The 24574-nt window shown below is 62.2% G+C and carries 24 protein-coding genes; 12 read left to right on the top strand and 12 right to left on the bottom strand.

The genetic code is table 11. From position 1 onward, the window contains the following. Positions 1-9 precede the first annotated feature (9 nt). Positions 10-1635, bottom strand: coding sequence for an MFS transporter (locus tag E1N52_RS00845; RefSeq protein ID WP_133179308.1), 1626 nt, complete (start codon positions 1633-1635; stop codon positions 10-12). Positions 1636-2138: 503 nt separating this feature from the next. Between E1N52_RS00845 and E1N52_RS00840 the strand changes: the two genes are divergently transcribed. Beyond that, positions 2139-3182: a LysR family transcriptional regulator gene (locus tag E1N52_RS00840; RefSeq protein ID WP_133179307.1), complete on the top strand. Its 1044-nt coding sequence runs from the start codon at positions 2139-2141 to the stop codon at positions 3180-3182. On the opposite strand, the gene mug is transcribed toward E1N52_RS00840, so the two are convergent. After that, positions 3140-3700 carry a G/U mismatch-specific DNA glycosylase gene (gene mug, locus E1N52_RS00835; RefSeq protein WP_133179305.1) on the bottom strand — a complete coding sequence of 187 codons (561 nt, stop codon included), beginning with the start codon at positions 3698-3700 and terminating at the stop codon, positions 3140-3142. The two genes, E1N52_RS00840 and mug, sit on opposite strands and share 43 nt — an antisense overlap. Beyond that, the gene (locus E1N52_RS00830) at positions 3693-4658 is read right to left on the bottom strand and encodes a GlxA family transcriptional regulator (RefSeq protein WP_133179303.1); all 966 of its coding nucleotides are present in this window, start codon (positions 4656-4658) and stop codon (positions 3693-3695) included. The genes mug and E1N52_RS00830 overlap by 8 nt, the downstream gene beginning before the upstream one ends. A 312-nt stretch (positions 4659-4970) precedes the next feature. Between E1N52_RS00830 and E1N52_RS00825 the strand changes: the two genes are divergently transcribed. Genes E1N52_RS00825 through E1N52_RS00810 form a run of 4 tightly spaced genes read left to right on the top strand, consistent with a single transcriptional unit; the run spans position 4971 to position 9713 of the window. After that, a complete protein-coding gene (locus tag E1N52_RS00825) occupies positions 4971-7796 on the top strand; it encodes a 2-oxoglutarate dehydrogenase E1 component (protein WP_133179301.1) in 2826 nt (941 codons plus the stop codon). A gap of 6 nt (positions 7797-7802) precedes the next feature. Beyond that, a complete protein-coding gene (locus E1N52_RS00820) occupies positions 7803-8381 on the top strand; it encodes a GlxA family transcriptional regulator (protein WP_133179299.1) in 579 nt (192 codons plus the stop codon). A gap of 28 nt (positions 8382-8409) precedes the next feature. Beyond that, the gene (locus tag E1N52_RS00815) at positions 8410-8709 is read left to right on the top strand and encodes an ArsR/SmtB family transcription factor (protein ID WP_133179297.1); all 300 of its coding nucleotides are present in this window, start codon (positions 8410-8412) and stop codon (positions 8707-8709) included. Positions 8710-8768: 59 nt separating this feature from the next. Further along, the gene (locus E1N52_RS00810) at positions 8769-9713 is read left to right on the top strand and encodes a LysR family transcriptional regulator (protein WP_133179295.1); all 945 of its coding nucleotides are present in this window, start codon (positions 8769-8771) and stop codon (positions 9711-9713) included. On the opposite strand, the gene E1N52_RS00805 is transcribed toward E1N52_RS00810, so the two are convergent. The 5 genes from E1N52_RS00805 to E1N52_RS00785 form a co-directional block, all read right to left on the bottom strand. Further along, on the bottom strand, positions 9710-11005 hold the full coding sequence (locus E1N52_RS00805; protein ID WP_133179293.1) for an HlyD/EmrA/EmrK family protein: 1296 nt from the start codon (positions 11003-11005) through the stop codon (positions 9710-9712). The genes E1N52_RS00810 and E1N52_RS00805 overlap by 4 nt on opposite strands. A 34-nt stretch (positions 11006-11039) precedes the next feature. Beyond that, positions 11040-12563 (bottom strand): efflux transporter outer membrane subunit, encoded by a 1524-nt coding sequence (locus E1N52_RS00800; RefSeq protein ID WP_133179291.1) that lies wholly within the window; start codon positions 12561-12563, stop codon positions 11040-11042. A gap of 56 nt (positions 12564-12619) precedes the next feature. Further along, on the bottom strand, positions 12620-13057 hold the full coding sequence (locus E1N52_RS00795) for a MarR family winged helix-turn-helix transcriptional regulator (RefSeq protein ID WP_133179289.1): 438 nt from the start codon (positions 13055-13057) through the stop codon (positions 12620-12622). 114 nt (positions 13058-13171) lie between these two features. After that, positions 13172-14734, bottom strand: a complete 1563-nt coding sequence (locus tag E1N52_RS00790; RefSeq protein WP_133179287.1) for a DHA2 family efflux MFS transporter permease subunit — start codon at positions 14732-14734, stop codon at positions 13172-13174. 87 nt (positions 14735-14821) lie between these two features. Beyond that, positions 14822-15259: a MarR family winged helix-turn-helix transcriptional regulator gene (locus tag E1N52_RS00785; RefSeq protein ID WP_133179285.1), complete on the bottom strand. Its 438-nt coding sequence runs from the start codon at positions 15257-15259 to the stop codon at positions 14822-14824. A 254-nt stretch (positions 15260-15513) separates the two neighbouring features. Here E1N52_RS00785 and E1N52_RS00780 point away from each other — a divergent pair, with 254 nt between their 5' ends. From E1N52_RS00780 to E1N52_RS00760, 5 genes are all read left to right on the top strand, one after another. Then, positions 15514-15936, top strand: a complete 423-nt coding sequence (locus E1N52_RS00780; protein WP_133179283.1) for a VOC family protein — start codon at positions 15514-15516, stop codon at positions 15934-15936. 259 nt (positions 15937-16195) lie between these two features. After that, entirely contained in the window at positions 16196-16906 is a 711-nt protein-coding gene (locus E1N52_RS00775; RefSeq protein ID WP_133179282.1) for an SDR family NAD(P)-dependent oxidoreductase, read from the top strand. 90 nt (positions 16907-16996) lie between these two features. Further along, a complete protein-coding gene (locus E1N52_RS00770; RefSeq protein ID WP_069265934.1) occupies positions 16997-17230 on the top strand; it encodes a tautomerase family protein in 234 nt (77 codons plus the stop codon). Between the two features lie 87 nt (positions 17231-17317). Further along, complete coding sequence (locus tag E1N52_RS00765; RefSeq protein ID WP_133179280.1) at positions 17318-17833, top strand: DUF3331 domain-containing protein; 516 nt, start codon at positions 17318-17320, stop codon at positions 17831-17833. A 92-nt stretch (positions 17834-17925) separates the two neighbouring features. Then, positions 17926-18612: a type 1 glutamine amidotransferase domain-containing protein gene (locus E1N52_RS00760; protein ID WP_133179278.1), complete on the top strand. Its 687-nt coding sequence runs from the start codon at positions 17926-17928 to the stop codon at positions 18610-18612. A gap of 58 nt (positions 18613-18670) precedes the next feature. Here the strand turns inward: E1N52_RS00760 and E1N52_RS00755 are convergent, their stop codons facing one another. The 4 genes from E1N52_RS00755 to E1N52_RS00740 form a co-directional block, all read right to left on the bottom strand. Continuing rightward, the gene (locus E1N52_RS00755; RefSeq protein WP_133179276.1) at positions 18671-19150 is read right to left on the bottom strand and encodes a hypothetical protein; all 480 of its coding nucleotides are present in this window, start codon (positions 19148-19150) and stop codon (positions 18671-18673) included. Beyond that, positions 19147-20430, bottom strand: a complete 1284-nt coding sequence (locus E1N52_RS00750) for a DUF3734 domain-containing protein (RefSeq protein ID WP_133179274.1) — start codon at positions 20428-20430, stop codon at positions 19147-19149. Before E1N52_RS00750 ends, E1N52_RS00755 begins: the two co-directional genes overlap by 4 nt. 31 nt (positions 20431-20461) lie before the next feature. Continuing rightward, positions 20462-21250 carry an acetoacetate decarboxylase gene (locus E1N52_RS00745; RefSeq protein WP_425467982.1) on the bottom strand — a complete coding sequence of 263 codons (789 nt, stop codon included), beginning with the start codon at positions 21248-21250 and terminating at the stop codon, positions 20462-20464. Between the two features lie 201 nt (positions 21251-21451). Further along, on the bottom strand, positions 21452-22705 hold the full coding sequence (locus E1N52_RS00740; protein WP_133179272.1) for a serine hydrolase domain-containing protein: 1254 nt from the start codon (positions 22703-22705) through the stop codon (positions 21452-21454). A gap of 212 nt (positions 22706-22917) precedes the next feature. Between E1N52_RS00740 and E1N52_RS00735 the strand changes: the two genes are divergently transcribed. Then, positions 22918-23994 (top strand): GGDEF domain-containing protein, encoded by a 1077-nt coding sequence (locus tag E1N52_RS00735; RefSeq protein WP_133179270.1) that lies wholly within the window; start codon positions 22918-22920, stop codon positions 23992-23994. Positions 23995-24185: 191 nt separating this feature from the next. Continuing rightward, positions 24186-24452, top strand: a complete 267-nt coding sequence (locus tag E1N52_RS00730; protein ID WP_069265932.1) for a DUF4148 domain-containing protein — start codon at positions 24186-24188, stop codon at positions 24450-24452. Positions 24453-24574: the final 122 nt, after the last annotated feature.

Below are 24574 nucleotides of genomic sequence, written 5' to 3'. Positions count from 1 at the left end.
AAACGGACCTCATTTCGAAGCGGGCGGCGTCGTGCTCCACGGCGGATAAATACGCACTGGCAGCACGGGAACAAGAAGAAGCAGCGCGAGCGCAACGCACGCCATCACTCGATACAGATCGGCGGAAGTCAGCACGACGGCCTGCTCGTGAATGCGGTGCGCGAGTTGCCCCAGCGCGTAGGGTGTGTCGAGACCCGGGCTTGCCACCAGCGCGCGGTTGCCGAGCTGGTCGACGAGCATGCTCGAATGGAAATGTTCGCGCGCGGTGCCTACACCCTCGATCAGGCCCGTCGCGATGGCGGCGGCGAACGTCTTGACCGTATTGAACATGGCCGAAGCGAACGGGCCTTCCGTTGGCGGCAAACCTGTCGTGACGCCCATGAGGATCGACATGATCACCAGGGGCTGCGCAATGATCTGCAACGCCTGAAGCACATAGAAGTTGTCGCGAATCCACTCGGACGTCATGAAGCTGCCGAGTGCGCATGTCGTGAACATGAGCGACAGACCGATTGCAATCACCCAGCGATGATCGGCGCGCCGCGTATTCAATAATGCGGCTGTCAAAGGGAGCGTAATCAGCAGCGGAATGGCAAGCAGCAGCGAAAGCGGCGCCGTCTGCAGCGGCCGGTACGCGTGCACTTTGGCGAGAAACTGTCCGGGTATTGCCGCGACACCCACCAGCAAAATGACGGTGCCGAGCAAGGTCGAGAGTCCGTGCGTAAAATTCCTGCGCTCGAGTAACTGGAGCTTGAAAAATGGCACGGGCTGAAACCACTCGTTGACGAGGAAGACCACGAGCAGCAGAGCGCCGCCGCCAAACATCACACAGATAAAGTCCGATTCCAACCAGTCGAGCCGGTCGCCTTGCAAAAGCCCGGTCACGAGCATGGCAAACGCAGGGAAGCCCGTAATCAACCCGATCCAGTTGAACGAACGAAAACGTTCGAGCTTGAGCGGATCGGCGGGAAGCCCTTGTTGAATCGCGATACAGCACAGCACGCCGAGCGGAATGATTTGCCAGAACGCCATGCGCCAGCTCACGAACTCCGTCCACAACGCGGCGAGCGGTGTGCCGAGCGCCGGCCCGAAAGTCGCCGTGAGCGCATAACCAGCGAGCCCGTACAGCTTGAATTTCGGCGGCAGGTAACGCAGCGCCACGATGATCAGCATGGGGGGCAGACATCCGCCCGCGATTCCCTGGAAGATACGCAAGACGTAAAGCGTCGCCAGATTCGGCGCGAACGGGCACAACAATCCGAAGAACATCGTGGCGAGCACGGCGCCGATCGTGAAGCGTTTGAGCGTAAAAGTGATGCCGAACCAGGGCGCGAATACCATCGTCGCGACATTGGCGGCTTCGAAGAGCGAGGTGAGCCACGTCCCGTCGTCATGCCCGATCAGGAACGCGCCCTGGATATCGGCCATCGCCGCCGCAGTCACCTGTTCGTTGAGGATGGCCAGCAACGAAGCGAACAACATGCCGAGCAGGCCCACCACAATGCGTCCCGTGAACGCCACTTGCGCGGGGGCAGGCTGCGCCGGGGCCGCGGCTTCGCGCACAGGGCGTGGCTCCAGCGCCTGTGGGGCCGTTGCCGCTTCCGTTCCAGTCGTCAAAGGGTTCGCACTTGTCATGGCGATCAGCAACTTCTCTGGTTTCGTTAGCTGTACTGTTTGATGTGGCTAGTTCACTGTGAGTCGTTTCAGTGCCCTGCATCCTCACGCGATGCGACGACCACACCATCGGTTTCGCCGCGCATTGTTGCTGTTCACTGACGGCTTTATTGTCAGAGATGAACCCAATTTCTTAAAGTCTCGCCTGGTCTGATTTTGGGCCATCTAGTACGAGAATTTTGCCAGGGCGGCCGGTCGCGATCCGCGGGGCACGTGCGCGCTGTTTCGACACAAACGTCACTGGTTGCGCATGGGTCATTTCTGCACGCTTTTGGGCCAATCCGGCTTGCGTCGCGATACCAGACGGCACACGATGCTTAGAATCGCGCCATAGGCATTCAGGCCGCGGATTCATCGCGGTAGATACGATTAATGAAGGTTTGAAAACGAAGCAGCAACGGTGAGCGCCAAACGGTTTTTACTTTTGCGTTTCGTTTGCAAGAGACTCGGATTGGGAAGTCAAGATGGACAGATTACGCGAGATGGAGGTTTTTGTAGCCATTATCGAACGCGGCAGTTTTAGCGCCGCATCCGAAAAATTTGGCTTGTCACGAGCGGCGGTTTCGCGGGCGGTCAACTCACTCGAAGCGCGCCTGGGCGCCCAGCTGCTTGCGCGCACGACACGCTCGGTCCGGCCCACGGACGCGGGCGTCGCTTACGTCGAAGCCTGCCGCAAGTTGCTGGATGGCATCACCGACGCGGAGTCGCATATCGCTACGGATCTCGCGAACCCTGTGGGCACGCTCACGATTACGGCGCCGGTTCAACTCGGCCAGCGCGTCATCGCTCCGCTCATCAACGCGTACACGCTGCGCTATCCCGACGTCAGCGTGAACGCTGTTTATCTCGATCGGCCCACGCGCCTGCTCGAGGAAGGCGTGGATATCGCCATACGCATTGGTCATCTCGAAGATTCGTCGACATACGCGGTGCGGTTGGGATCGGTACGCCGTCAAACCTTTGCGTCGCCCGCGTATCTCGCCGAGCATGGCGAACCCAGGCATCCGCGAGACCTTGCCAGCCACCATTGCGTTTCCTTTACCGGCGTTTCCCAACCGCTCGAATGGATGTTCTACGAAAATAATTCAAAGATTCCCGTGCGGCTGCAGCCGCGCCTGATCGTCAATCTGGCGCCCGCCGCCATTTCGGCGGCGGAAGACGGCGTGGGTATCACGCAGTTGCTGTCTTATCAGGCCGCAACTGAAGTCTCTTCCGGAAGCCTCGTGCCCATTTTGCGGGCTTACGAACCCGAATCAACGCCAGTCAACCTGCTTCATGTCGAACGGCGCGGAACGAGCGGAAAGATTCGGTCCTTCGTGGAGTTCGTTACCGAAACGCTGCGAAACAACCCGCACCTTCAATGCGAGAGCGGCCTGACAACCGAAGGCGAATGTACGCCGCGTCAAGGCAGTCGCGAACTCGCAGGTCACTCCGAAACGCATATGCAGTATCTGCAGCCATTGATTCAGTCACTCGACAACTCAGCCGCGATGCGCAGTTCGCGGTAGGCGCTCACGAGTGCGTCGAGGCTGAATGCGCGATTCAAGCCGCTCGGGTTCGGCAGAACCCATGCGCGCGCGCCGCCGAACTTGCTGGATTGCAACCCCCATTCGATATCCCGCTTGCCCGACATTTCGGCAAGCGCCATCTTGCCAAGAAAGGCGATAAACCGTGGCGCGTAATGTTGAACCTTCAGCTCGAATTGCGCCGCGGCAGCTTGAATCTCCGCTCTCGACAATTCGTCCGCGCGTGCCGTCGCGCGCGAGACTGCCGTAGTCAGACCAAAGCCATGCTGTAGCAGCTCACGGTCGTTCTCGGGGCGAAACTCTCCCGGCGTAAAGCCGGCGCGATGGAGCACTCGCCAGAACCGGTTCCCTCTGCCATCGAAGTGATGCCCCGTGGCCACCGCACGCATGCCCGGATTGATCCCGCAAAACAATATCGACAAACCAGGCTCGATGATATCGGGAAGGAATGGCGTGGAATCGGCGTTCGCCAGCTCCGCCAGGGAATCATCGCTATGCACTCGCCTCCCCGCGGAATCGCAGGCGATATTGCTTTGGCGTAACGTTCAGGCGCCGCGAGAACGTCGTGCGCATATGCGTGGCGCTATGAAAGCCGCATTTGAATGCAACCGTCTTGAGCGGCGCGTCCGTGTCCTCCAGCAGTTTCCTCGCGGTATCGACGCGAACCTGCTCGACGAATACAGAGGGCGTGACCTTCGCGTTTTTGGCGAATATGCGCGACAAGGTGCGCCGGCTCACAGCAGCCGCTCTCGCAAGCGCCTCGATCGAAAGCGTATCGGTGATATGTTCGCTCACGTAGCGATACACCTTGCTGAGTATCGGGTCCTCGTCCTTGCCGGCGCCGATATATGGGCTGTACTGAGACTGGCCACCTTCGCGCTGGATATACACCACCAGCCGCTTCGCGACCCGCACCGCCAGCTCGTGTCCCCAGTCTTCCGCAACCAGCGCGAGGCACAGATCGATGCCCGCGGTCACGCCCGCCGACGTAAAGAGCCGGCCGTCGCGAACGAAAATCCGGTCCGGCTGCACATTGGCGTGCGGGAATTCATTGGACAGGCGCCCGGCATCCGACCAGTGGGTCGTCACTTCCTTGCCATCGAGAAGGCCCGCATGCGCCAGCACGAACGCGCCGTTGCATACCGAACCAAAGCGGCTTGCACTGCGCGCCTGATTTTGCAGCCAGGCCAGAAACTCGTTCGACGGATGAACGTCGGGCAACTGCGGCCCGCCGGCGACGAGCAGCAGGTCCCATTGAACGTCGCGGTCGGTATAGCCAAGCGAGACCGCCAGTTGCATGCCGTTCGAGCAGGTCACGGCGCCCGCCTCTTGCCCGACGAGCGTCACCTCGTAGCGCTGATGCTCGGAGAGGAACGTGTTCGCCTCGGCGAACACGTCGAGTGGGCCTGCAACATCTAGCGCCTGCACACCATCGAATACAACAATGGCGACTTTCATGCCGTGACCTTCAGAGGTGGTGTCCCAACCAGGACCGTGGCGCAGCTTAACGCATCGTCGTTAGCGCATGCAGTCTGTCCCCGGAAAAAGTATTTTGCGTCGGTGTAACAAATGGGCAGCGTGGCCCAAAACGTCCACTAGTTGGCAGGCCCCGGCACCACGCGCGCATTTCGCCCGCTGCCCCGCATAACTAGACTGTGTTCACGACTGCGGCTGGGCAAACAACCCGGGCGGACCGGAAGGCGTTAATCGCCGTCACTCCACGTGTTGCGCCCCACATTGAACCGCACACCGACTAAAGGCAGATTGATCATGTTGAAAGAACGTCAGAGCTCTTTCCTCTTCGGGGGCAACGCCCCTTACGTCGAAGAGCAATATGAAACTTACCTGGCTGACCCGGATGCGGTCACCAGTGAATGGCGGGCGTGGTTCGATGCACTGCGCGAAACGCCGGCTATCGACGGCAGCGATCGCGACGACGAACCGCACGCTCCCGTCATTTCCAGCTTTGTCGAGCTTGCGAAGCGGCCGCCTCGCGCGATCGTTCATGCCGATACTACCCTGGCGAATGACTCCGGCCTTGGCCTCGCGCGCAAGCAGGTCGCAGTGCAGTCGCTCATCGCCGCGTTCCGGATGATCGGCACGCGTACGGCCGATCTCGATCCGCTGACCTGGACGCCGCCACGCGCCTACGCCGAGTTGACCCCGGCTTACTATGGCCTGACGGCAGCGGACATGTCGACGAGATTCAGCACCGCCGACACGTTCCTGTTCGACGACGACGCCACGCTGCAAGAACTCGTTACGGCGCTGGAGCAAACTTACACGGGCACGCTCGGGGCCGAGTTCATGCATCTTACCGACGCCGAACAGCGGCGCTGGTGGCAGATGCAGCTCGAATCCACGCGCGCCAGGCCGTCGCTGCAGGCCGCGGAAAAACGCCGGCTGCTGGAACGCTTGAGCGCAGCCGAAGGCCTCGAGAAGTACCTTCATGCACGCTATGTCGGACAAAAGCGCTTCTCTCTCGAAGGTGCGGAATCGCTGATTCCGATGCTCGACGAAGTCGTCCGCTACGGTGCTTCGAAAAAGCTGCGCACGGTGGTGATGGGCATGGCGCACCGCGGACGCCTGAATGTTCTGGTGAATATCGTGGGCAAGCCGTTGCGCGCACTGTTCGACGAGTTCGATGGCAAGGATCCCGAAGGACTGCCCGCAGGTGACGTGAAGTATCACAAGGGCTTTACCAGTTCGGTCGATACCCCCGATGGGCCGGTTGAAGTGATGCTCGCGTTCAACCCGTCGCATCTGGAAATCGTCAACCCGGTTGTGCAAGGCATGGCGCGCGCAAAGGGCGAACTCCTCGGCAGCGACGACGGCGTCGAAGTTCTGCCGGTCGAGATTCACGGCGACGCGGCGATGTCAGGCCAGGGTGTCGTGATGGAAACCTTGAGCCTTTCCTATACGCGCGGACACGGCACGGGCGGCACCCTTCACATCGTCGTCAACAATCAGATCGGCTTCACGACTTCCGATCCGCGCGACACGCGTTCGTCGTTCTACACCACGGACGTCGCGAAGATGATCGAGGCGCCCATTCTGCATGTGAATGGCGACGACCCCGAAGCCGTCGCGATGGCGGTGCGCCTTGCTCTCGACTATCGCACCGCGTTCAAGCGGAGCGTGGTCATCGATCTCGTGTGCTTCCGCAAATACGGGCACCAGGAGCAGGACACGCCGGGCATCACCCAGCCGCTGATGTATCGCGCGATCGCAAGTCATCCCGGCGTGAGAACGCTCTACGCACAGAAGCTGATTCAGCAAGGCGTGTTGACAGCCGAAGAAGCAGACGGCTACGTCGGCGAACGGCGTGAACTGCTCAAGCGTGCGAATGAAGCCGAAGGCTCCGATGCATCCGCTTCACGCGAGGCAGCGGCGAACCCGGTTTCTTCCCCTACCCCTTCGGCTGACACGCTGCGCAGTCTCGCGCATCAGATTTCGACCGTTCCCGAAGGCCTCGCGCTTCATCCGCTCGTCAAGAAGATGATGACCGGGCGCCAGGAAATGGCGTCGGGAAAGCGGGCGCTCGACTGGGGCATGGGCGAGCATCTGGCTTTCGCTTCACTGCTCGGCGCCGGGGTCAGCGTTCGACTGAGCGGGCAGGATAGCGCGCGCGGGACGTTCAATCATCGACACGCCGTATTGCACGATCAAACGCGGATGAATCGCCCGGATGGCGTTTATATTCCGCTCGATCATCTCGGCGATGCGAGTGGCAAAGCGCAAGGCCGCTTCAGCGTGACGAACTCGATCCTCTCCGAAGCGGCTGTGCTCGCGTTCGAATACGGCTACACGACAGTGAACCGCGATGCGCTGGTGATCTGGGAAGCGCAATTCGGTGACTTCGCAAACGGCGCTCAGGTGGTAATCGACCAGTTCATTGCAGCGGCCGCCGCCAAGTGGGGGCAACGCAGCGGCCTGACGCTCTTCCTTCCTCACGGGCAGGAAGGCGCGGGACCCGAGCATGCATCGGCGAGACTCGAACGCTATCTGCAGCTGAGCGCGCAGGACAACATGCGCGTCGCCCAGCCGACCACGCCCGCGCAGCTGTTCCATCTGCTGCGCAGGCAGGCGTTCGCCTCCGATCGCCGCCCGCTCGTCGTCATGACGCCCAAGTCGCTGTTGCGGCACCCGGAAGCGGTCAGCACGTTCGAGGAGTTGAGCGAGGGCGAATTCCGCGAGGTTCTGCCGGATACGCAGGTCGAGGCGTCACACTCTTCCAGCGTCGAGCGCGTCATCGTGGCCACGGGCAAGGTGTACTTCGAGTTGCTCGAACATCGCCGCGCGAACCCGACGGACACGCCGATCATCCGCGTCGAACAGCTTTATCCGTTTCCCGCAAAGCAGTTGGCCGCCGAACTCGCGCGCTATCCCAACCTGAAAACCGTCGTCTGGTGCCAGGAGGAGTCGCGCAACCAGGGCGCATGGAGTTTCGTCGAGCCACAGTTGCGCGACCTTCTGCCCACGGATGCGAAGCTGGTCTACGCCGGTCCCGACGCGGGTGCATCGACAGCGCCGGGATACCACGCGGCCCACGTCGCGCGGCAATCCGCGCTGGTCGAGCAGGCGTTCACGGAGTAGCGGCGCATGCGTGTCGCGATGATGCTCTACGCGGGTTTTCAACTGCTCGAGGTGAGCGGCCCGATGGATGTGTTTCATGAAGCGAATCGCCTGTACGGCAGAACGTTTTATGAATCGCACCTCATCGGGACCTCGCCTGGGCCGGTGCTGTGTTCCAACGGCACGGCGGTGGGCACGACAGAATGCCTGGCCGAAACGAGCACGCCGTTCGACGTCGTCGTGGTGCCCGGGTCTCCGATGGTGAGTTCAACGCGTGAGCACCGCGAACTCGTCGCGTGGCTCAGCGACGCCGGTCCGAGCACGCGCAGGCTAGCCTGCATTTCCAATGGCGCGTTTCTGCTCGCGCGCGCCGGTGTTGCCGACCATCACTCACTGACCACGCATTGGCGCGACGCTCACCGCCTCGCAGCCGAATTTCCACGGGTGCACGTGAGTTCCGATCCTGGCTGCATGAAGGATGGAAACCTCTATTCATCGGGCGGCGCAAGCGCCGGTATTCATCTGGCGCTGTCGATCGTGCGGGAAGACCTTGGAGAAACTGCGGCGGATACGATCGCCGGAACATTGTTGATGCAGCCGCGTTGAAGCACGGCGAGCGCGCGCAAGGAACACCATGATAGACGCGAATCTGATTCACAAGGCACTCGCCAATCCACACCGGCGCGAGATCCTCGCGTGGCTGAAGGTCCCCGCCGATGCCTTTCCCGGCGGCTATGTCGATCTGGGCCGCGGCGTGCCCGCGCACGCCATTCAGGCACGCAGCGGGCTCTCGCAGTCCACCGTATCGGCACACCTTGCCGTACTGGTCGGAGCGGGCCTGCTCGTTTCGACGCGAGTCGGACAATGGATGTTTCTTTCACGCAATGAAGAGGTGATACGGACATTTGCCGAACAGATTTCCCTGCATTTATAGGAGAATCTGGCGTTGCGCAGATCTGCGTGCGAGACAAATCGATCCGTGGAAAACACGCAATGGACAAGCTGGACATGATGCGGATATTTGTCCGCATAGCGGAAGAAGGAAGCTTCACGGGCGCGGCCTCGCGCCTGAATATTCAAACCGCCAATGCGTCGCGGGCGGTCTCGCAACTCGAGTCGCAATTGCGCACGCGCTTGCTGCATCGGAGTACCCGGCGGCTCGCGCTGACCGAGGCGGGCCAGCGCTATCTGGAGCGATGCGAGCGGATCCTCGCGTGTGTCGACGAGGCCGACGCAGAAGCAGCCAATGCGCAGGTCGATCCCTCCGGGCGGCTGCGCGTACATGCGTCGCCGAGCTTCGGCCAGGCCTATGTGGTCCCGGCGCTCGTGCGCTATCGCGAGCGTTATCCGGCGGTGTCGGTCGAATTGACGTTATCGCAGCGTACGCCCGATATCATCGAAGCAGGCTACGACGTCATGCTGCAATTGAGTACGACTGAGCTGCCAGACTCGCGGCTCGTCTCGCACCGGCTAGGCGAGGTTCATAACGTGTTGTGCGCGGCACCTGCCTATCTGAAAACACACGGCGTGCCGCATACGGTACAGGACCTGGAAGCTCACACATGCCTGCAGTTCGTCACGTCGTTTTTTCCGCGTGATCGCTGGCATCTGAACGGTCCCAACGGGCGGGAAACGGTGGCGTTCCCGAATGCGCCCGTCGAAATCAACCTCCCCGATGCACTCAGTGTCGCCCTTCGCGAAGGCGTGGGCATCGGCGCGCTGCCCATGTCGACGGCACTCGCCATGCTCGATAGCGGCGCGCTGGTTCGCGTATTGCCGGCGTATCGTTTGCAAAAGCTGACCGCCTATGCGGTGCACGCCTCGCGAAAGTACCTCGACGCCAAAGTCAAGACGTTCATGGATTACTTGCGCGAGGCGGTGCCCAAAGCGCTTGCCGCCGATGCGCAAGCGTTGAGCCGGGCCGCCAGACAACCTTAGCCCGCGACTGCCTTGTGATCGTGCGAAGCGATACGTTGCGGCGACGTTTGTGACGCGGCCACAGGCGAAGCCATTTCGTTCTGCTTGATGATCTTTTCGATCTCGCCGTCGGCTTGCGCGTCGTACTGTGCGAATACATCGGTGCGATAGCGCGTGTTTTGCGCCGCGCCGAGCTGCGAGCCCGATTCGTCGCGCGTATCGGCATCCACCGTCATCGAGAGGCCGATGCGCAACGGACGCGCCGCGAGTTCGCGTGGATCGAGCGCGATACGCACCGGCAGACGCTGCACGATCTTGATCCAGTTGCCCGTGGCGTTCTGCGCCGGCAGCGTCGCGAAGGCGCTGCCCGTACCCGCCGAAAAGCCTTCGATACGACCGTGATACTTCACGCTCGAGCCGTACACATCGGCAGTGAGCGTGACCGGCTGACCAATGCGCATGTGCTTGAGCTGCACTTCCTTGAAGTTCGCGTCGACCCACACCCCATTGAGCGGCACGATCGCCAGGAGCGGCGTGCCGGGCGACACGCGCTCGCCCACCTGCACCTGGCGCTGCGCCACATAACCCGTCACGGGCGCGGGCAAGGTATCGCGCGCATACGCAAGCCACGCCGCACGCACTTTCGAGGCGGCCGCCAGCACGTCCGGATGTTGTTCGACCGACGTGCGATCGGTCAGCGCGTGATTCGCCGCCCCTTGCTGGCGTGCTGCATCGAGCGCGGCCTGTGCGGCCTGCACGGCGTCGCGCGCGTGGGCGATGTCTTCGGCGGAAACGGCGCCCGAGTCCGCGACGGCCATGCGCCGGCGCAGATCGTCGTTGGCGCGGGCCAGGTCCGATTCGCGCTGCGCCACGTTTGCCGCATAGAAGTCGTTGTTGACATAGAGGCCGCTCACTCGGCGCACGGTCTGCCCGAGCATCGCTTCGGCATCGGCCAGCGCAATTTTTGCGTCGGCTGGATCGAGCGTCACGACCGGGTCGCCCTGCTTCACGATCTGCGTATCGTCGGTGTTGACGGCCACCACCGTGCCCGTGACCTGCGGCGTGAGCTGCACGAGATTGCCGCTCACGTAGGCGTCGTCGGTCGATTCGTGAAAGCGGCCTTCCGTGAAGTAGTACGCGCCATACGCCGCGCCCGCAATCAACGTCACGGCGCCGAGCAGCGCGATCAGGCGCTTGCGGCGGCCCGGGGGCGTGGCCTGCTGGTCGTTGTTGGCCGGGGCCGCTTGCGCGCCGCCTTTCTTCTCGTCGAGTTGATCTACCGGCTCGCGGTCGGTCGTGATCGTTTCGCTCATTTCAGTTCTCCTGACGGGTTTGCAAACGTGCCGTTCAACGCGCGGCAGCAATAACGGAATGGGTTTGAGGATTGGATTGCGCGGCAACGTCGGCGCCGTGACCGGTATCGGCCGAAGTGTCGACATAGCCGCCACCCAGATCCGAGGCCAGCGCGATCTGCTCGTCGCGGCGATCCATCTTCAGGTTGGCGATCGCTTCGTCTGCGTTCAGTGCCGTGACGTCGGCGTTGAGCACCGTGAGCTGATTGGTCAGGCCGCCCTTGTATTGCGTAATCGCGAGCTGATCGGCGTCGCGCGCCGCCTGCTGCGCGGTTTGCGCATCGACGAGTTGCGCATCGTTCGAGTGGATCTGCGCAAGCTGCGTGGCGACGCCGCTCAGCGCACCAATGAGCGTCTGATCGTAAGTGGCCACCGCGTAGTCGAACTCCGCGTAGCGGCCCTTCAACTGTGCGCGCAACTCGCCGCCGTCGAAGATCGGCAGATGGATCGCGGGGCCCACCGAAGCCGTGCGGCTCGCGGCGGTCAGGAAGCGGCCGAAGCCGAACGCGTCGAGACCGAGCGCAGCGCTCAGGTTGATGTCCGGATAGAACTCGGCCTTGGCTTCCTTCACTTCATGCGTGATCGCGTCCACGCGCCAGCGCGCCGCGACGATATCCGGACGCCGGCTCACGAGGTCGGCGGGCAAGTTGTCCGGCAAACGCACCTCGTCGCCCACGCCGAGCGTCGGCCGCGTGATCGCGAGTCCGCGGTCGGGGCCCTTGCCCATCAGCGCGGCCAACTGGTAGCGAGTGGTCAGAATGCTGCCGTCGAGCGCGCTCACGCGTGAGCGGCTCGTCGCCAGGTTCGCCTGCGCGGTCTTGCGTTCCACCTGCGTGTCGAGACCCGTGGCAATGCGGCCCGCCGTGATGCGGTCGATCTGCTCGCGGCGCGTGACTTCTTCCTGCGCGATGTCGCGCAGCGCGTAGAGCCGCGCCAGTTCGTTGTAGGTGCGTGCGATCGAGGTATCCAGCGTGAGCTTGACCACTTCCTCGTCGGCCTCGCTCGCGGCCGTCTCCGAAACGGCTGCACGCAGCGCCTCGCGATTCTTGCCCCACAGATCGAGATCGTAGGATGCAGTGAGCAGCCCCTTGTTTTCGGTCTGCCACGAGCCCGCATACGGCGGCGGAATCAGCGCCGTGCTGCTGAACTGCTGGCGCGTGAGCGTGTAGCTGGCGTCCACGCGCGGCAGCGTGCCCGCCTTCGCGGTTTCGCTATAGGCCTGCGCTTGAGCGACTCGCGCCTTGGCCTGCTCGACGCTCGGGCTGCCTTGCAGCGCTTCGGCAATCAGCGCCTTGAGCTGCGCGTCGCCGAACTGGTCCACCCAATCGGCGGACGGCCAGTGCCCCTGTTCCTGAGGCAGGCTCTGCGCCGTCTCGAACTGTTGCGGCTGGGCCATCTGCTTGTCGCTGTGGATACCCGCATAGTTGGCGCATGCCGCCAGCGCGGCCATTGCGATCGCCGATACGCCCAGCTTCAGCGTACGGGCACCGATGCTTGATTCAGAAGTCTGCGATTTCATTTTCTGACAAATCAGATTAATGGTCGAAAAAAAGCGCGGCACCGGGGCCGCACCGTTCAGTCGTCTGTGAACTTGCGAAGCAGGCGGTTCAGTTCGGCAAACTCTGCCTTCGTGAATTTGCGCAGGCGTGCGTTCAACACTTGTGGCGCGACGTCCGGAATCCGCTCCGCCGTTTCCAGTCCCTTTGCAGTGAGGTTCAGATTGACCACACGACGGTCGTCTGCGTCGCGGGAACGCTCGAGCAGACCCTTCGTTTCCAGCTTGTCCAGCATCCGCGTCATGAGGCCCGTATCGATCCCGAGCAGCTTCGACAGTTCGAACGGCGTGGTCGCCACACCCTGCTTCAGCGAAAGCAGAATGCCCATTTGCTGGCCCGTGATGTCGAGGTCCTTGAGCGCCGCGTCCATCTCCGCGACGATCAGATTGCGTGCCTTGACGATCCTGAAACCGACACTTTCCGTAAGCATGAAATTTCTCGTCGTGTAGTGGTCCATCGCGACATCCTCCGTGTTGAACAGCACAATATCTGCATTATCAGATACTGTCAAGATAAACACGTCAGCACATTGCCTTCAGGATGCCCTCTGAACCGGGTTCAACTGCAGTATTCAGTGTCCGCCAGCGGCTGCCGCGCCCGCGCCACCACCCTTGACCGGCCTCGTCACCCAGATCAGCGGGATGATGACGATGAAGATCACCGCCGAAATCCAGAAGATGTCGTTCAACCCCAGCATGGTGGCTTGCGCGTTGAGCGAGGCCTCGTAAAAGGCCGTGGCCTTGGGAACGCCGCCGCCCAGCGTAGCCTGCAGGTGCGCAATCGCGCCGGTGAACGCGGGATTCTCGACGCTCGTTTGCTCGGCGAGCCTGGCGTGGTGGAGGATCGTGCGGTCGTTCCAGGCGTTGCTCATGAGCGACGTGCCCACTGCGCCTGCGAAAATGCGTGCGAAGTTGGACAGACCCGCGGCCGCCGGAATCTCGTCGGGCCGCAGACCCGAGAGGATGATGCCGGTGAGCGGCGTGAAGAACAGCGCCGTGGGAATGCCTTGCAGCAGCGTCGGCAAGATCAGCGTCCACGCATCCACGCCGGTCGTGTAGTTCGAGCGCATGAAGAACACGGCGGCGAAGCCAACGAACGCCAGCGTGGCGAGCACCCGCAGGTCGGAGCGCGGCATGACCTTGCCCATCACGGGGGCCAGGATCACGGCGAAGATCCCCAGCGGCGCGGTGACGAGCCCCGCATCCACCGCACGGTAGCCGAGAAAGCCCTGAATCCACTGCGGCAGGATCACGAGGTTTGCAAAGAAGATCGCATACGCGACCGAAATCGCAATCGTGCCGCCGAGGAAGTTGCGTTTCGCGAACAGCCGCAGGTTGACGATCGGTTTTTCCTCAGTCAATTCCCAGATGAGGAAGAACACGAAGCTGACCGCGGCGACGATGGTGAGCACCCAGATCACCGGCGAGCTGAACCAGTCGAGATCCTTGCCCTTGTCGAGCATGATCTGCAGCGGCGCGACCCACGCGATGAGCGAGATCAGCCCGACCTTGTCGATGGGCAGTTTGCGTGCCGGCGACTCGCGGTCGCGGTAAATCGCCCATACCACGCCGGCGGCAAAGAGGCCGACCGGTACGTTGATGTAGAAGATCCACGACCAGCTGTAACTGTCGGTGATCCAGCCGCCGAGCGCCGGGCCCGCGATCGGTCCGACGGTTGCGGTCATCGCCCATAGCGCCAGCGCGTTCGAACTCTTTTCCTTGGGGAAAGAAGCGAGCAGCAAGGCTTGCGACAATGGCACCAGCGGCCCCGCCACGGCGCCCTGAATGACGCGGGCGACCAGCAGCGTCAGCAGGTTCGGGGCCATGCCGCACGCTGCCGACGAAAGCACGAACAGCAGAATCGCCCAGACGAACAGCTTGACCTGGCCCACGCGCTGCGTGAGCCACCCGGTCAACGGAATGGACACCGCATTGGCCGCGGCGAAGAGCGTGATGACCCACGTGCCTTCGTCGATCGACACGCCGAGGTTGCCGGAGAGCGTGGGAATCGCAACGTTTGCGATCGACGAATCCAGCACGTTCATGAAGGTGGCGAGCGCCACGGCGAAGGTGCCAAGTGCGAACTTCGCGCCAGTCAGCTGGGGCAGCCCGCCTGGGTTGGTCGATGAATTCATGTTAGGTTCTCTCGTCTGGATGGGAATGCCCCGTCAACCACGGGCAGTTATCTGACATGTCTGATAATTGGGCAAAAAAATGCCGTCCTAGCCATGAAGCAATCTGAACAGCAGCGTGCTCAAGGCGTCGAAGTCGGACTTCGAGAGGTGCGAGAGCCGCTCGCTCCAGGCGCCAGGCGCGACGTCTGTATTTCGCGCCGCGACCAGGTGGCCCTCCCGCGTCAACGAAACGTCCACGAGCCGCCGGTCCGTGCCATTGCGCGCACGCTCAACGAGCCCGCTGGCTTCGAGCTTGTCCAGCACGCGAGTCATCCGGGCCGGATGGACGCCAAGCAGCTTCGCCAGTGCCGCCGGCGTGTTCGCGCTGCCGCTGGCCAGCGTCAGCACAATGCCGCGCTCCTGCAGGTTCAGCCCGGCGTCCCTGAGGCCTGCCCTGAGTTCGGTGGCCATCAGGTGATGCGCCTGACCCAGCGCGAACACCAGCTTCTGCGTCCGCTCGAAATCTTCATTGACGGGATCGTTCATCGATTGCCCTCCTCGATATCTGATGCGGACTATATCTGACCTTGCAGATGTGTGCAAGCGCGTTTCCGAGGCCGCGCGAGACGCGGGAGCGCCCAGGTACGGCGCCAAACCGCCCTCTGCGCGCGACGCGATACACCATGTAAAAAGTGATGTGAACGGCAAGCAATGATCGGCGTCGTTGCTGGCAGCTATATTGTTTCGGCGGAGATTGGCTCCGTGAGATCGGCGCGCACTTTATTCAGGAGAATCGAAGCATGACTGACAAACCGCTTACGCTGGGCATCGATCATGTCGGGCTGACCGTGCGCGATCTGAACCTCACCCGTGACTTCTTCGTGAACTGCCTGGGCTGGAAACAGGTTGGCGAAAGACCCAGCTACCCCGCTGCGTTTGTTTCGGACGGGCATGTCATGTTGACCCTCTGGCAAGTGACCGACCCGAGCCGCCTGGTCGAGTTCGACCGCAAGACCCATGTGGGCCTGCATCATCTTGCCCTGCGCGTAGGCAGCGAAGAAGCGCTCAACGATATCTTCTCGCGCGTGTCCGCCTGGCCCGGCGTGAAAACTGAATTTGCGCCGGAAAACCTCGGCCCGGGGCCGAAACGCCACACCATGGTGTATGAACCGGGCGGAATCAGGCTCGAGTTTGACCACGATCCGCGCACGCAGGCCACCTGAGCCTCGCAGTCAACCGCGTGTGAGGACTCACGCGGTCAGGCCGCTCCAATTTATTCAGCTATCCAAATCGAAATAGGCGTCGTTCGCATGACCTTTTTCGCCGCGCGCCGGCGCGCCCTGCTTGCTCTCATTTGTTCCTGCGACTCACAACTGTTTGTCCGCGTCCTGTATTCAAAGCGGGGGCGTGGATGCGTAAATTGATCGACATCGGAGCAGCAAGCCCGATCAGAAACAGAGTCCAACTTAATTCGAGGTTCATATGAGTCAATCCCCCAAAGTCATCGTGATCACGGGCGCATCGCAAGGCATCGGCGCCGAAGCCGCCAAGGCATTCCGCGCACTCGGCCACAAGGTGGTCGCGACGTCGCGCAACATCAAACAGACTGAAGATAGCGATCTCGTCGCAGTGGCCGGCGATATCGCCGACCCGGCCACGGCTCGCCGCGTCATCGAAACGGCTGTCTCGCGCTTTGGCCGCGTCGATACGCTGATCAACAACGCGGGCATTTTCATCGCGAAGCCGTTCACGCAATACACCGCGGAAGACTACGCGGCGATCAAGGGCACCAACCTCGACGGCTTCTTCCATATCACGCAGCTCGCCATTGCAGAGATGGAAAAGCACGAGAGCGGCCACGTCCTCACCATCACGACGACGCTCGTCGATCACGCAATCGACGGCGTCCCGTCGGTGCTGGCCTCGCTGAGCAAGGGCGGTCTCGCAGCCGCAACGCGCTCGCTGGCGATCGAGTACGCGAAGCGCGGCATTCGCGCCAATGCGGTTTCGCCCGGCATCATCAAGTCGCCGATGCACGCGCCCGAAACCCACGCTGCGCTCGGCGCGCTGCATCCGATGGGGCATATGGGCGAGATGAGCGACATCGTGAACGCCATCCTCTATCTCGACTCGGCGCCCTTCGTGACGGGCGAAATCCTCCACGTCGACGGCGGTCAGGTCGCCGGCCACTAAAGAGCACTGCGCTCCACAGGGCCCCACCGGGCCGAGGAGGAGCGCCGCTCGCCGGCGCTCCTTCCAACGATCACCATCAAGGAAAGCGAAATGCCGATCGTCACAATTCAGGTTACGCGCGAGGGCACACGGCCCGGCACGGATTCCGTCACGGCGGAAGAAAAGGCGCTGCTCATCAAGGGCGCGAGCCAGCTCATGCTCGACGTGCTGAACAAGCCGCTGGAGGCGACTTTCGTCGTCATCGAAGAGGTACCAACGGAAAACTGGGGATGGGGCGGCCTGCCGACCGACGTCTATCGACGACAGAAGGGACTCATCAAGTAAACGCGCGCGGCCCGCTCGAGAGCGGGCTTTCGCGCGCCAATGCACCGGTTGCATCGTGGCGCTATCAATCTTCATCTGAGGCCTCGCATGAACACGGACGAAGGACTTCGAACACGCTCGCGCAATCGCGGCGCGTGCGCGGGCGCAGTGGCGGGCGACACACACGCCTCGCGCCCGGACCCATGGGAGCAGACACTCCTGCTGCTCGACAGGCTGTGCGCGACGGAACCACACGCACAGACCCCGAACCCCGACGAACTCGCACCCGGCCCGCGAATCACCGGGCCACACCGCCACGACGGAAGGTGCCGCAAAAGCCGCGACATCCGCAAAGCGAGCGATGCGACCGACGACGCATCCAGCGCCGCCGTCGTCACGCTCCTCGACCGCCTCTCCCCCCGAACTGTTGCGCTGCGCTGGTGCTCCGCCTCATGCCACTACGGCTATCAGATCTGGGTCTGCGCAAAGGCGCGCCGGGCCGGCGTGTGCGCAGTGAGCGGCAAAGCAATCCGTCGCGGCGATATCATCTACCGGCCCTATACCCGCACGCCTGTCCTTCCCGTGAACGTAAACGCCATGATTCATCTTGCTGCTTTGGCTTGATGGAAGTTCAGTAGTCTGATTCGGCACGCCAGGGGCGTTGACCGGAATTCTCTGCAACCGGAAGTTGTGTAAACGCATTCAAGGAGAACGTCATGAAGATTCTGATGGTTTTGACTTCGCACGACGAGTTGGGCAATACGGGACGCAAGACCGGGTTCTGGCTCGAGGAACTCGCCGCGCCGTACTACGTGTTCAAGGACGCCGGCGTGCAGGTCGTGCTCGCGTCGCCCAAGGGCGGCAAACCGCCGCTCGATCCAAAGAGCAATGAGCCGGACTTTCAGACTGACCTGACGCGTCGCTTCGAAGCCGACCCGGCTGCGTTGGCGGCCCTAAGCAGCACGGCGAAGCTCAAGGATGTCGCGCATGACGAATTCGACGCGGTCTTCTACCCCGGCGGCCACGGTCCGATGTGGGATCTCGCTGAAGACCCTGACTCCATTGGCCTGATCGAGCGCACGATCGCGGCCGGCAAGCCCGTCGATCTCGTCTGCCACGCGCCCGGAGTGCTGCGGCACGTGAAGGGTCCCGATGGCAAGCCGCTCGTCAATGGCAAGTCGGTCACGGGCTTTACGAATAGCGAAGAGGAAGCGGTTGGCCTGACCAAGGTAGTGCCGTTCCTCGTTGAAGACGAACTCAAGGCGAAGGGCGGCAACTATTCGAAGGGCCCCGACTGGCAGCCGTACGTGCTCGAAGACGGCCTGCTGCTCACCGGGCAGAATCCCGCTTCGTCGGGACCGGCCGCCAAGGCGTTGCTGGAGAAGTTGAACAAGCGTCATTGAAACTCAGCGCTCGCGCAGGAAAGTGGCGGCTGCCCTGCGCGGGCGCCGCCTTAACTCATCATGGCAACTCGTCATCGCTAGCGCGTTGCAATACCGAGTCGTGAAACGCCCGGTAGACCACGAACGCCATCCACAACGCCAGCACGCCGAAGCTCCACCACCGCAGGAATATTCCCCATCCCCAAATGAGCGTACCGAACGCCGAAAGCGTGAGTCCGCGCCTCGCCGCCAGGACCTCGCTCAACGCGTGATGAGGCTTGAATCCAGCGTCGTTGTTTGCGTGGGCGACCACCAGATCCGTCACGGTATGTTCGAGATAGCGGCGCGACGCGAGCAAAAGGCCCGTGATCGTGATGACCGATCCAGACCGCTCGAACAGATCCCAGCGTGCTGAAGCCTGTGCGAGGCAGGCGCATACGATCGCGGGAGAAACCGCCAGCGCGATCATGGCGATGCTGCGAAAAATATAGCCCCACGGCATCCGCAGGGTTTCCTCGCACAGGTAATCCACTGTGCAGCTGAAAGACTCCTTAGTCACGATACGCTCTCTCTAGCCCATTCGCGGGCCTCGATCGCCCGCCCGTCATCGCTGATTTTTCGTTCTTCGGCGAGCGGGGCTATGAGCGCGTCACGATCACACTGCGGCACGGAACCGGGCAAGCGATGCACGTCGTGCGTCACGAAACCCTGCTCGCGGCTTGGCACGTCGAACCACTCGCGATGGGAAAACGAATCGCGAATATCTTCGAGGCCGCTTTCCCAATGCTCCCGCATCGTGTCGATGCTGAATTCGTAGTCTTTATAGTGACCTTCATAGGGCTTGTTCTTGTAGATGAGGTGCACCACATTGATCGCACTGCCGTCGGCCGCCTCCTCGGCGAGGCGGAAGAGCGGATCGGTCCTGCGCAGATCGGCGGGAATGTGCGCGAGCAGCTCCTTGATAAAACGGGCGTGCTTCTGACGATCCGCCAGCATGCTGGTCACCGCGCGGGTGCGGCTCGAATACTGGATGTCCTTGGCGCGCGCGGAGATGTCGAAGAAGTCTCCGGGCGCATTGCCGCGTGCGCTCCAGAGATCGACCTGAAACACCAGCGCGTCCTTATGGTCCGCGTCGCGCAGCACCTCGGTCAACGGTGTGTTCGACACGAGGCCGCCGTCCCAGTAGTACTCGCCGTCGATCTCAACTGCCGGAAAACCGGGCGGCAACGCCCCGGAAGCCATGAAATGCTCGGGCTTCAGGCGCATTTTCGTGTTGTCGAAATACACCAGGTTGCCGGTTCGCACATTCACCGCGCCCACCGAAACACGGACGTCGCCGTCGTTGATCCGATCGAAGTCGGCGAACGCCAACAGTGTCTCTTTCAACGCGGCTGTATCGTAGTAGCTGACCACGTTCGGATTTTGCTTACCGAATCCGGCTAGCGGCAACGGCACGCGCGGCGAGAAAAATCCCGGCTGGCCCTCGGTCAAGGCGCGTGCGGCCGCCCACACACTGGCCCACTTGCGCGAGACGTCCTGCGTGCCGAACATGGGTGGCATCCAGGCACTCAGGCCGCCGACCCAGTCGAGCGGATGGCAAATCCGGTTCCAGAAACCACGTAAGGCCGCCACGCGGTTTTCCGGTGCATTACCGGCGATGATGGCGGTATTGAGCGCGCCAATCGAAATGCCGGAGATCGTGCCCGGATGCACACCCATCTCGGCCAGGCCTTCGTACACGCCGGCCTGATACGACCCAAGCGCACCACCGCCCTGAAGCACCAGAGCGACTTCGTCGTAATGCGGCAGCACGAACGCCACTTTGTTGTTCAAAGACATGTTGCTTTCCTTCGCGTAGATCCGCGCAGCCTTATTCGTTGACCGCGAGCTTCACAGTTTCGGTTTGAGCCAGATAGTCGAGCGCAACCTCGCCGATATCGAGCGTGAGATTGGCAACCACATGCCGCGCGCTCACGACTCGCTTCACCGGCAAATCGGCCACGGGCGCCAACGCATGCGGATGCAATTCGAGCGCCGCCGGACCAGTCCATGCACCGAGCACGCTCACGTCGCGCAGATAGAAACGCACGAGTTCGCATACGCGCGGCGAACCGTCGACATGCGGGATGACCTTCAGCAGATAATTGGGCGTGTCAGCGAGCTTCTTGCGTTCGGCCTCGATATCGAGCGGCACGTGCTTGTAGCCCATCGTGCCGGTTGCGACGCGTTGGGTGCCATAGTCGAGCGTGCCAAGCAGCGTGTCGTTGCCATCGATGCTCAAGGTCGGTCGCGCCAGCTTCTTCGGAAAGCCCCAGATTTCCCGGCCGCCGGCGATGGGGCCTTCGTCGTCGAGGTACATCGAATGCGTGTAGTTGCCGAGGCGCCCTTGCTGATCGCGCACCGTGATGACCTGACCGGTTTCCGTGTAGTCACCGAAGCCCGACGAATCCGGCATACGAATAAATTCGTAGTGCACAAGATTGTTTTCTGCTCGAAGCGGCTCCGGCACGATGGCTTGCAGCGCATCGAAATCGGTCTCGTACGTAATGATGAAATATTCCCGGTTGATGAAACGGTACGGCGGCCGGGGATACGCGGGGTTGTGGACAGGCATCGCAAAGGCGTCTTTGCGAATCGAAGCCAGATTCAGACGGGTCATGACGTTCTCTCTTAGAGATTGAGTTGCACCGAAGCTGATGCTACTCACTCACGAATCACGAGAGAATCCGTCGATATCAGGAATCTATCTTCCAGTTACCGGGAAGGTATTGAGGTGATGGGAAGTTGAAGAGGCCGCCAGCAATCCGGCCAGCCAGCCTCTTACGATTTCACTGCCGTTCGCAGCCGCGAGACGCGATCCTCAGCGTTCGCACTCCGTAATCGCGCTGTAAACGAGCGTGCGCAACTGCCGGCGAATCGGGTACGCGGTCGAAGGCAGAAGCTGGGTGAGAAACAGCACGATCATGTCCTCGCGCGGATCGACCCAGAAGAAGGTGCTGGCCGCGCCGCCCCAGAAGAAGTCGCCCGCGCTGCCCGGAATCAGCGTGGATGCGGGCGCAATCGTCGTGGCGAAGCCGAGCCCGAAGCCCACGCCTTCATAAGCCGCTTCCGTGAACATCGAGCGCGAGAGGCGCGGCAAGTCGACACCGCCCGGCAGATGGTTGGCGGTCATCAGCTCGATGGTCTTCGGCCCCAGCAGCCGCACGCCGTCCAGCTCGCCGCCCTGCAGCAGCATGCGCGCGAACCGCATGTAGTCGGCCGCCGTGGAAACGAGGCCGCCGCCGCCCGAAACGAACGAGGGCGGCTCGCGATAAGGGCTCGTTTGAGGATCGTCCTGCAGCTCCGGACCTTTTTCGGAAACGACCTTCGAACCGAGCGCGCCGATCGCATAGCAGGCGCAGAAGCGGGACACCTTCTCCGGCGGCACGTAAAAGGCCGTGTCGACCATGCCGAGTGGCTCGAAGATCCGCGTTTTCAGAAAGTCCTCGAAGGCCATACCGCTGACCTTGCCGACGAGATAGCCGAGCACGTCCGTGGAAACCGAATAGTTCCATGCATCGCCGGGCGGAAATTCCAGCGGCAGCGTGGCCAGCTTCTCGATCATTTCGTCGAGCGTGCCCGCGGTCGCGAGCTCGCCCACCTTCAGCTTGCGATAGGCCGCATCGACATTGGTGTTCTGCTGAAACCCGTAGGTCAGGCCGGAGGTATGCCGCAACAGGTCGACCACGCGCATCGGGCGCGCGCTCGCGCGCGTCTGGAAGCTCTCCATGAAGCCGCCCGCGTACACGCCAAGCTTTTCCCATGCCGGGATGTACTTGCTGACGGGGTCGTCGAGCGCGATCTTGCACTCTTCGACCAGCATCATGATCGCCACCGACGTAACGGGTTTGGTCATCGAGTAGATGCGGAAGATCGAGTCCTCGGCCATCGGCGTGCGCCGTTCGCGGTCGGCGAGACCCAGCACCGAATTCAGCGCGAGTTCGCCACGCCGCCACACCTGAGTGACGGCGCCGGCGAGCGTTCCGGTCGCAACGTAGTTCTCGTCGAGAAAACGTTCGATCCGCGCGAGCCGCTCACACGACATGCCTTGCTTTTCCAGACCTTCCCTACCCATGACGCCTCCTTGAATGGATTGACCGAGCGTATTCGGAACCGATGGATTGCACGCGATGCGCGTCACAGTATCGGTCATTCGGCGCGAAGTCGCATTGCATTGCGTATCGGTGCCATGCGCGTCGAAATTTCGTTTTTTTAGCGCCTCGACACGCAGTATGTGTGGGGTACACTACCGGGCGACAAAATACAGAATTACAGCGGGGGGCTGCCATGGGCGAGACGGAAACACATTCCTGGCCCGGGAAAGCGTTGTTTCGTGCATTTCCGAAGGACCCAGAGAAGGAGCAGGCCGTACTGCGCATCACGCTCGGTTCCGTCGTTCTTCTCGCCTACCTCGTTGCCTGCTCGATCTATCGCTCGACCCACGTCTACGCAACGCTTCTGGCGGTCACCGCTTATGTGGCGTTCGGCGTCATATCGTATGTGGCAGTCACCGTCGCGCCAGCGCGCTCTCTCGTGCGCCTCACGCTCGCCACGATCGCCGATCAGGCCATCGTCACCGGCGCGCTGGCCGTAGGCGGAACGGCCGCGCTGCCGCTCCTGTGGGTGGCCTTCTGGTTTCTGGTCGGCGCGGGCTGCCGCTATGGCCAGCGCATGCTGGGCCTTTCCTGCTTCGTGGCGCTCGTCGGCATCATGGGCCTGATGCATTGGCAAGCGTGGTGGGGCGCCAATATCACGGCCGCGCTTGGCATTGCGCTCAGCATCGTTGCGACGTCCATCTATCTGGCGGTGCTCGTCCACCGGCTGGAACGCCAGGCCTCGACCGATCCGCTCACCGGGCTCTACAACCGCGTGCGGCTCGAACAAGCCATTGGGCGCACGCTCTTTACGCGCACCGCCGAAGTCGATCGCACCGCCATGCTGCTCGTCGATCTCGACGGCTTCAAGGAAGTGAACGATTCCTTCGGGCACGCGGTGGGCGACGAACTGCTGCGCAGCTTCGCCGCGGCGCTGGTGCGGCGCATGCGGCGCGGCGACACCCTTGCACGCCTGGGCGGCGACGAATTCGTCGTGCTCGCGCGTCACGTCTACGACAAGAACGACGCGCTTACCGTCGCCAACAGCATCCACGCGATTCTCGCCAACATGCGCACCGTGGGCGGCTACCCGGTTACCGTGTCGTGCAGCATCGGTGTATGCCTGCTCACGGAAGGCAGCGGCAGCCGCTCGCTCGATGCGCGTACCTTGATGCGCGCCGTGGACAGCGCCATGTATCGGGCCAAGTCGCGCGGCATGGGCAAGACCGAGTTCGTCGATACGGTCGGCGTCGCGCCCAGCATGGTCTGACCCCACTCGCACCCGCCGCGTTCGCGAAATCGCCGGCTTGCGCTGCGGTCGTGCCCGGATTGTTCTCCTGGCGGAAACAGTGAATTCGGCTATTAGGTATTTACCCTAGTTCCCGACCCTCCTACACTGACTTCACTGCTGCTTACAACCCTGTAGGCAGTTCAAGAAGAAAGTAAATCTGGAGGTTAGTCATGAAATCGCTCGTCCAAGCTGTCGTTATCGCTGCCGCCCTCGCCGCTCCCGTTGCCGTGTTCGCCCAGTCGAACCAGCCCGTGACCCGCGCGCAAGTCCGTGCAGACATGGTTCAGGTCGAAAAGGCCGGCTTCAATCCGGCACGTTCGAACCCCAATGAATATCCGGCGAACGTCCAGGCCGCCGAAGCTCGCGTCGCTGCGCAAAACAGCGCAGTGGGCGGCGTGAACAACGGTTCGTCGCAAGCCGGTCAGGCAGCGCAATAAGCTGCCCGGCTGAATAGCCGCGCTTTGTAGTTGTTGCCTTCTGGCCCGCCATCGCAGTGTCTTGCGATGGCGGGCCAGTCGCATTTCTGGCGTATTTCTGGCGTCCGCAACGGCTCGCGTTG

The organism is Paraburkholderia guartelaensis (assembly GCF_004353905.1).
Classification (GTDB): Bacteria; Pseudomonadota; Gammaproteobacteria; order Burkholderiales; family Burkholderiaceae; genus Paraburkholderia; species Paraburkholderia guartelaensis.
This window is presented reverse-complemented; position numbering and strand designations above follow the sequence as displayed.

What these genes read in the sequence shown, in the direction of transcription:
- E1N52_RS00845 (WP_133179308.1), bottom strand. Translation starts at nt 1,635, where the DNA reads ATGACAAGTGCGAACCCTTTGACGACTGGAACGGAAGCGGCAACGGCC.
- E1N52_RS00840 (WP_133179307.1), top strand. Translation starts at nt 2,139, where the DNA reads ATGGACAGATTACGCGAGATGGAGGTTTTTGTAGCCATTATCGAACGC.
- E1N52_RS00830 (WP_133179303.1), bottom strand. Translation starts at nt 4,658, where the DNA reads ATGAAAGTCGCCATTGTTGTATTCGATGGTGTGCAGGCGCTAGATGTT.
- E1N52_RS00825 (WP_133179301.1), top strand. Translation starts at nt 4,971, where the DNA reads ATGTTGAAAGAACGTCAGAGCTCTTTCCTCTTCGGGGGCAACGCCCCT.
- E1N52_RS00820 (WP_133179299.1), top strand. Translation starts at nt 7,803, where the DNA reads ATGCGTGTCGCGATGATGCTCTACGCGGGTTTTCAACTGCTCGAGGTG.
- E1N52_RS00815 (WP_133179297.1), top strand. Translation starts at nt 8,410, where the DNA reads ATGATAGACGCGAATCTGATTCACAAGGCACTCGCCAATCCACACCGG.
- E1N52_RS00810 (WP_133179295.1), top strand. Translation starts at nt 8,769, where the DNA reads ATGGACAAGCTGGACATGATGCGGATATTTGTCCGCATAGCGGAAGAA.
- E1N52_RS00805 (WP_133179293.1), bottom strand. Translation starts at nt 11,005, where the DNA reads ATGAGCGAAACGATCACGACCGACCGCGAGCCGGTAGATCAACTCGAC.
- E1N52_RS00800 (WP_133179291.1), bottom strand. Translation starts at nt 12,563, where the DNA reads ATGAAATCGCAGACTTCTGAATCAAGCATCGGTGCCCGTACGCTGAAG.
- E1N52_RS00795 (WP_133179289.1), bottom strand. Translation starts at nt 13,057, where the DNA reads ATGGACCACTACACGACGAGAAATTTCATGCTTACGGAAAGTGTCGGT.
- E1N52_RS00790 (WP_133179287.1), bottom strand. Translation starts at nt 14,734, where the DNA reads ATGAATTCATCGACCAACCCAGGCGGGCTGCCCCAGCTGACTGGCGCG.
- E1N52_RS00785 (WP_133179285.1), bottom strand. Translation starts at nt 15,259, where the DNA reads ATGAACGATCCCGTCAATGAAGATTTCGAGCGGACGCAGAAGCTGGTG.
- E1N52_RS00780 (WP_133179283.1), top strand. Translation starts at nt 15,514, where the DNA reads ATGACTGACAAACCGCTTACGCTGGGCATCGATCATGTCGGGCTGACC.
- E1N52_RS00775 (WP_133179282.1), top strand. Translation starts at nt 16,196, where the DNA reads ATGAGTCAATCCCCCAAAGTCATCGTGATCACGGGCGCATCGCAAGGC.
- E1N52_RS00770 (WP_069265934.1), top strand. Translation starts at nt 16,997, where the DNA reads ATGCCGATCGTCACAATTCAGGTTACGCGCGAGGGCACACGGCCCGGC.
- E1N52_RS00765 (WP_133179280.1), top strand. Translation starts at nt 17,318, where the DNA reads ATGAACACGGACGAAGGACTTCGAACACGCTCGCGCAATCGCGGCGCG.
- E1N52_RS00760 (WP_133179278.1), top strand. Translation starts at nt 17,926, where the DNA reads ATGAAGATTCTGATGGTTTTGACTTCGCACGACGAGTTGGGCAATACG.
- E1N52_RS00750 (WP_133179274.1), bottom strand. Translation starts at nt 20,430, where the DNA reads ATGTCTTTGAACAACAAAGTGGCGTTCGTGCTGCCGCATTACGACGAA.
- E1N52_RS00745 (WP_425467982.1), bottom strand. Translation starts at nt 21,250, where the DNA reads ATGACCCGTCTGAATCTGGCTTCGATTCGCAAAGACGCCTTTGCGATG.
- E1N52_RS00740 (WP_133179272.1), bottom strand. Translation starts at nt 22,705, where the DNA reads ATGGGTAGGGAAGGTCTGGAAAAGCAAGGCATGTCGTGTGAGCGGCTC.
- E1N52_RS00735 (WP_133179270.1), top strand. Translation starts at nt 22,918, where the DNA reads ATGGGCGAGACGGAAACACATTCCTGGCCCGGGAAAGCGTTGTTTCGT.
- E1N52_RS00730 (WP_069265932.1), top strand. Translation starts at nt 24,186, where the DNA reads ATGAAATCGCTCGTCCAAGCTGTCGTTATCGCTGCCGCCCTCGCCGCT.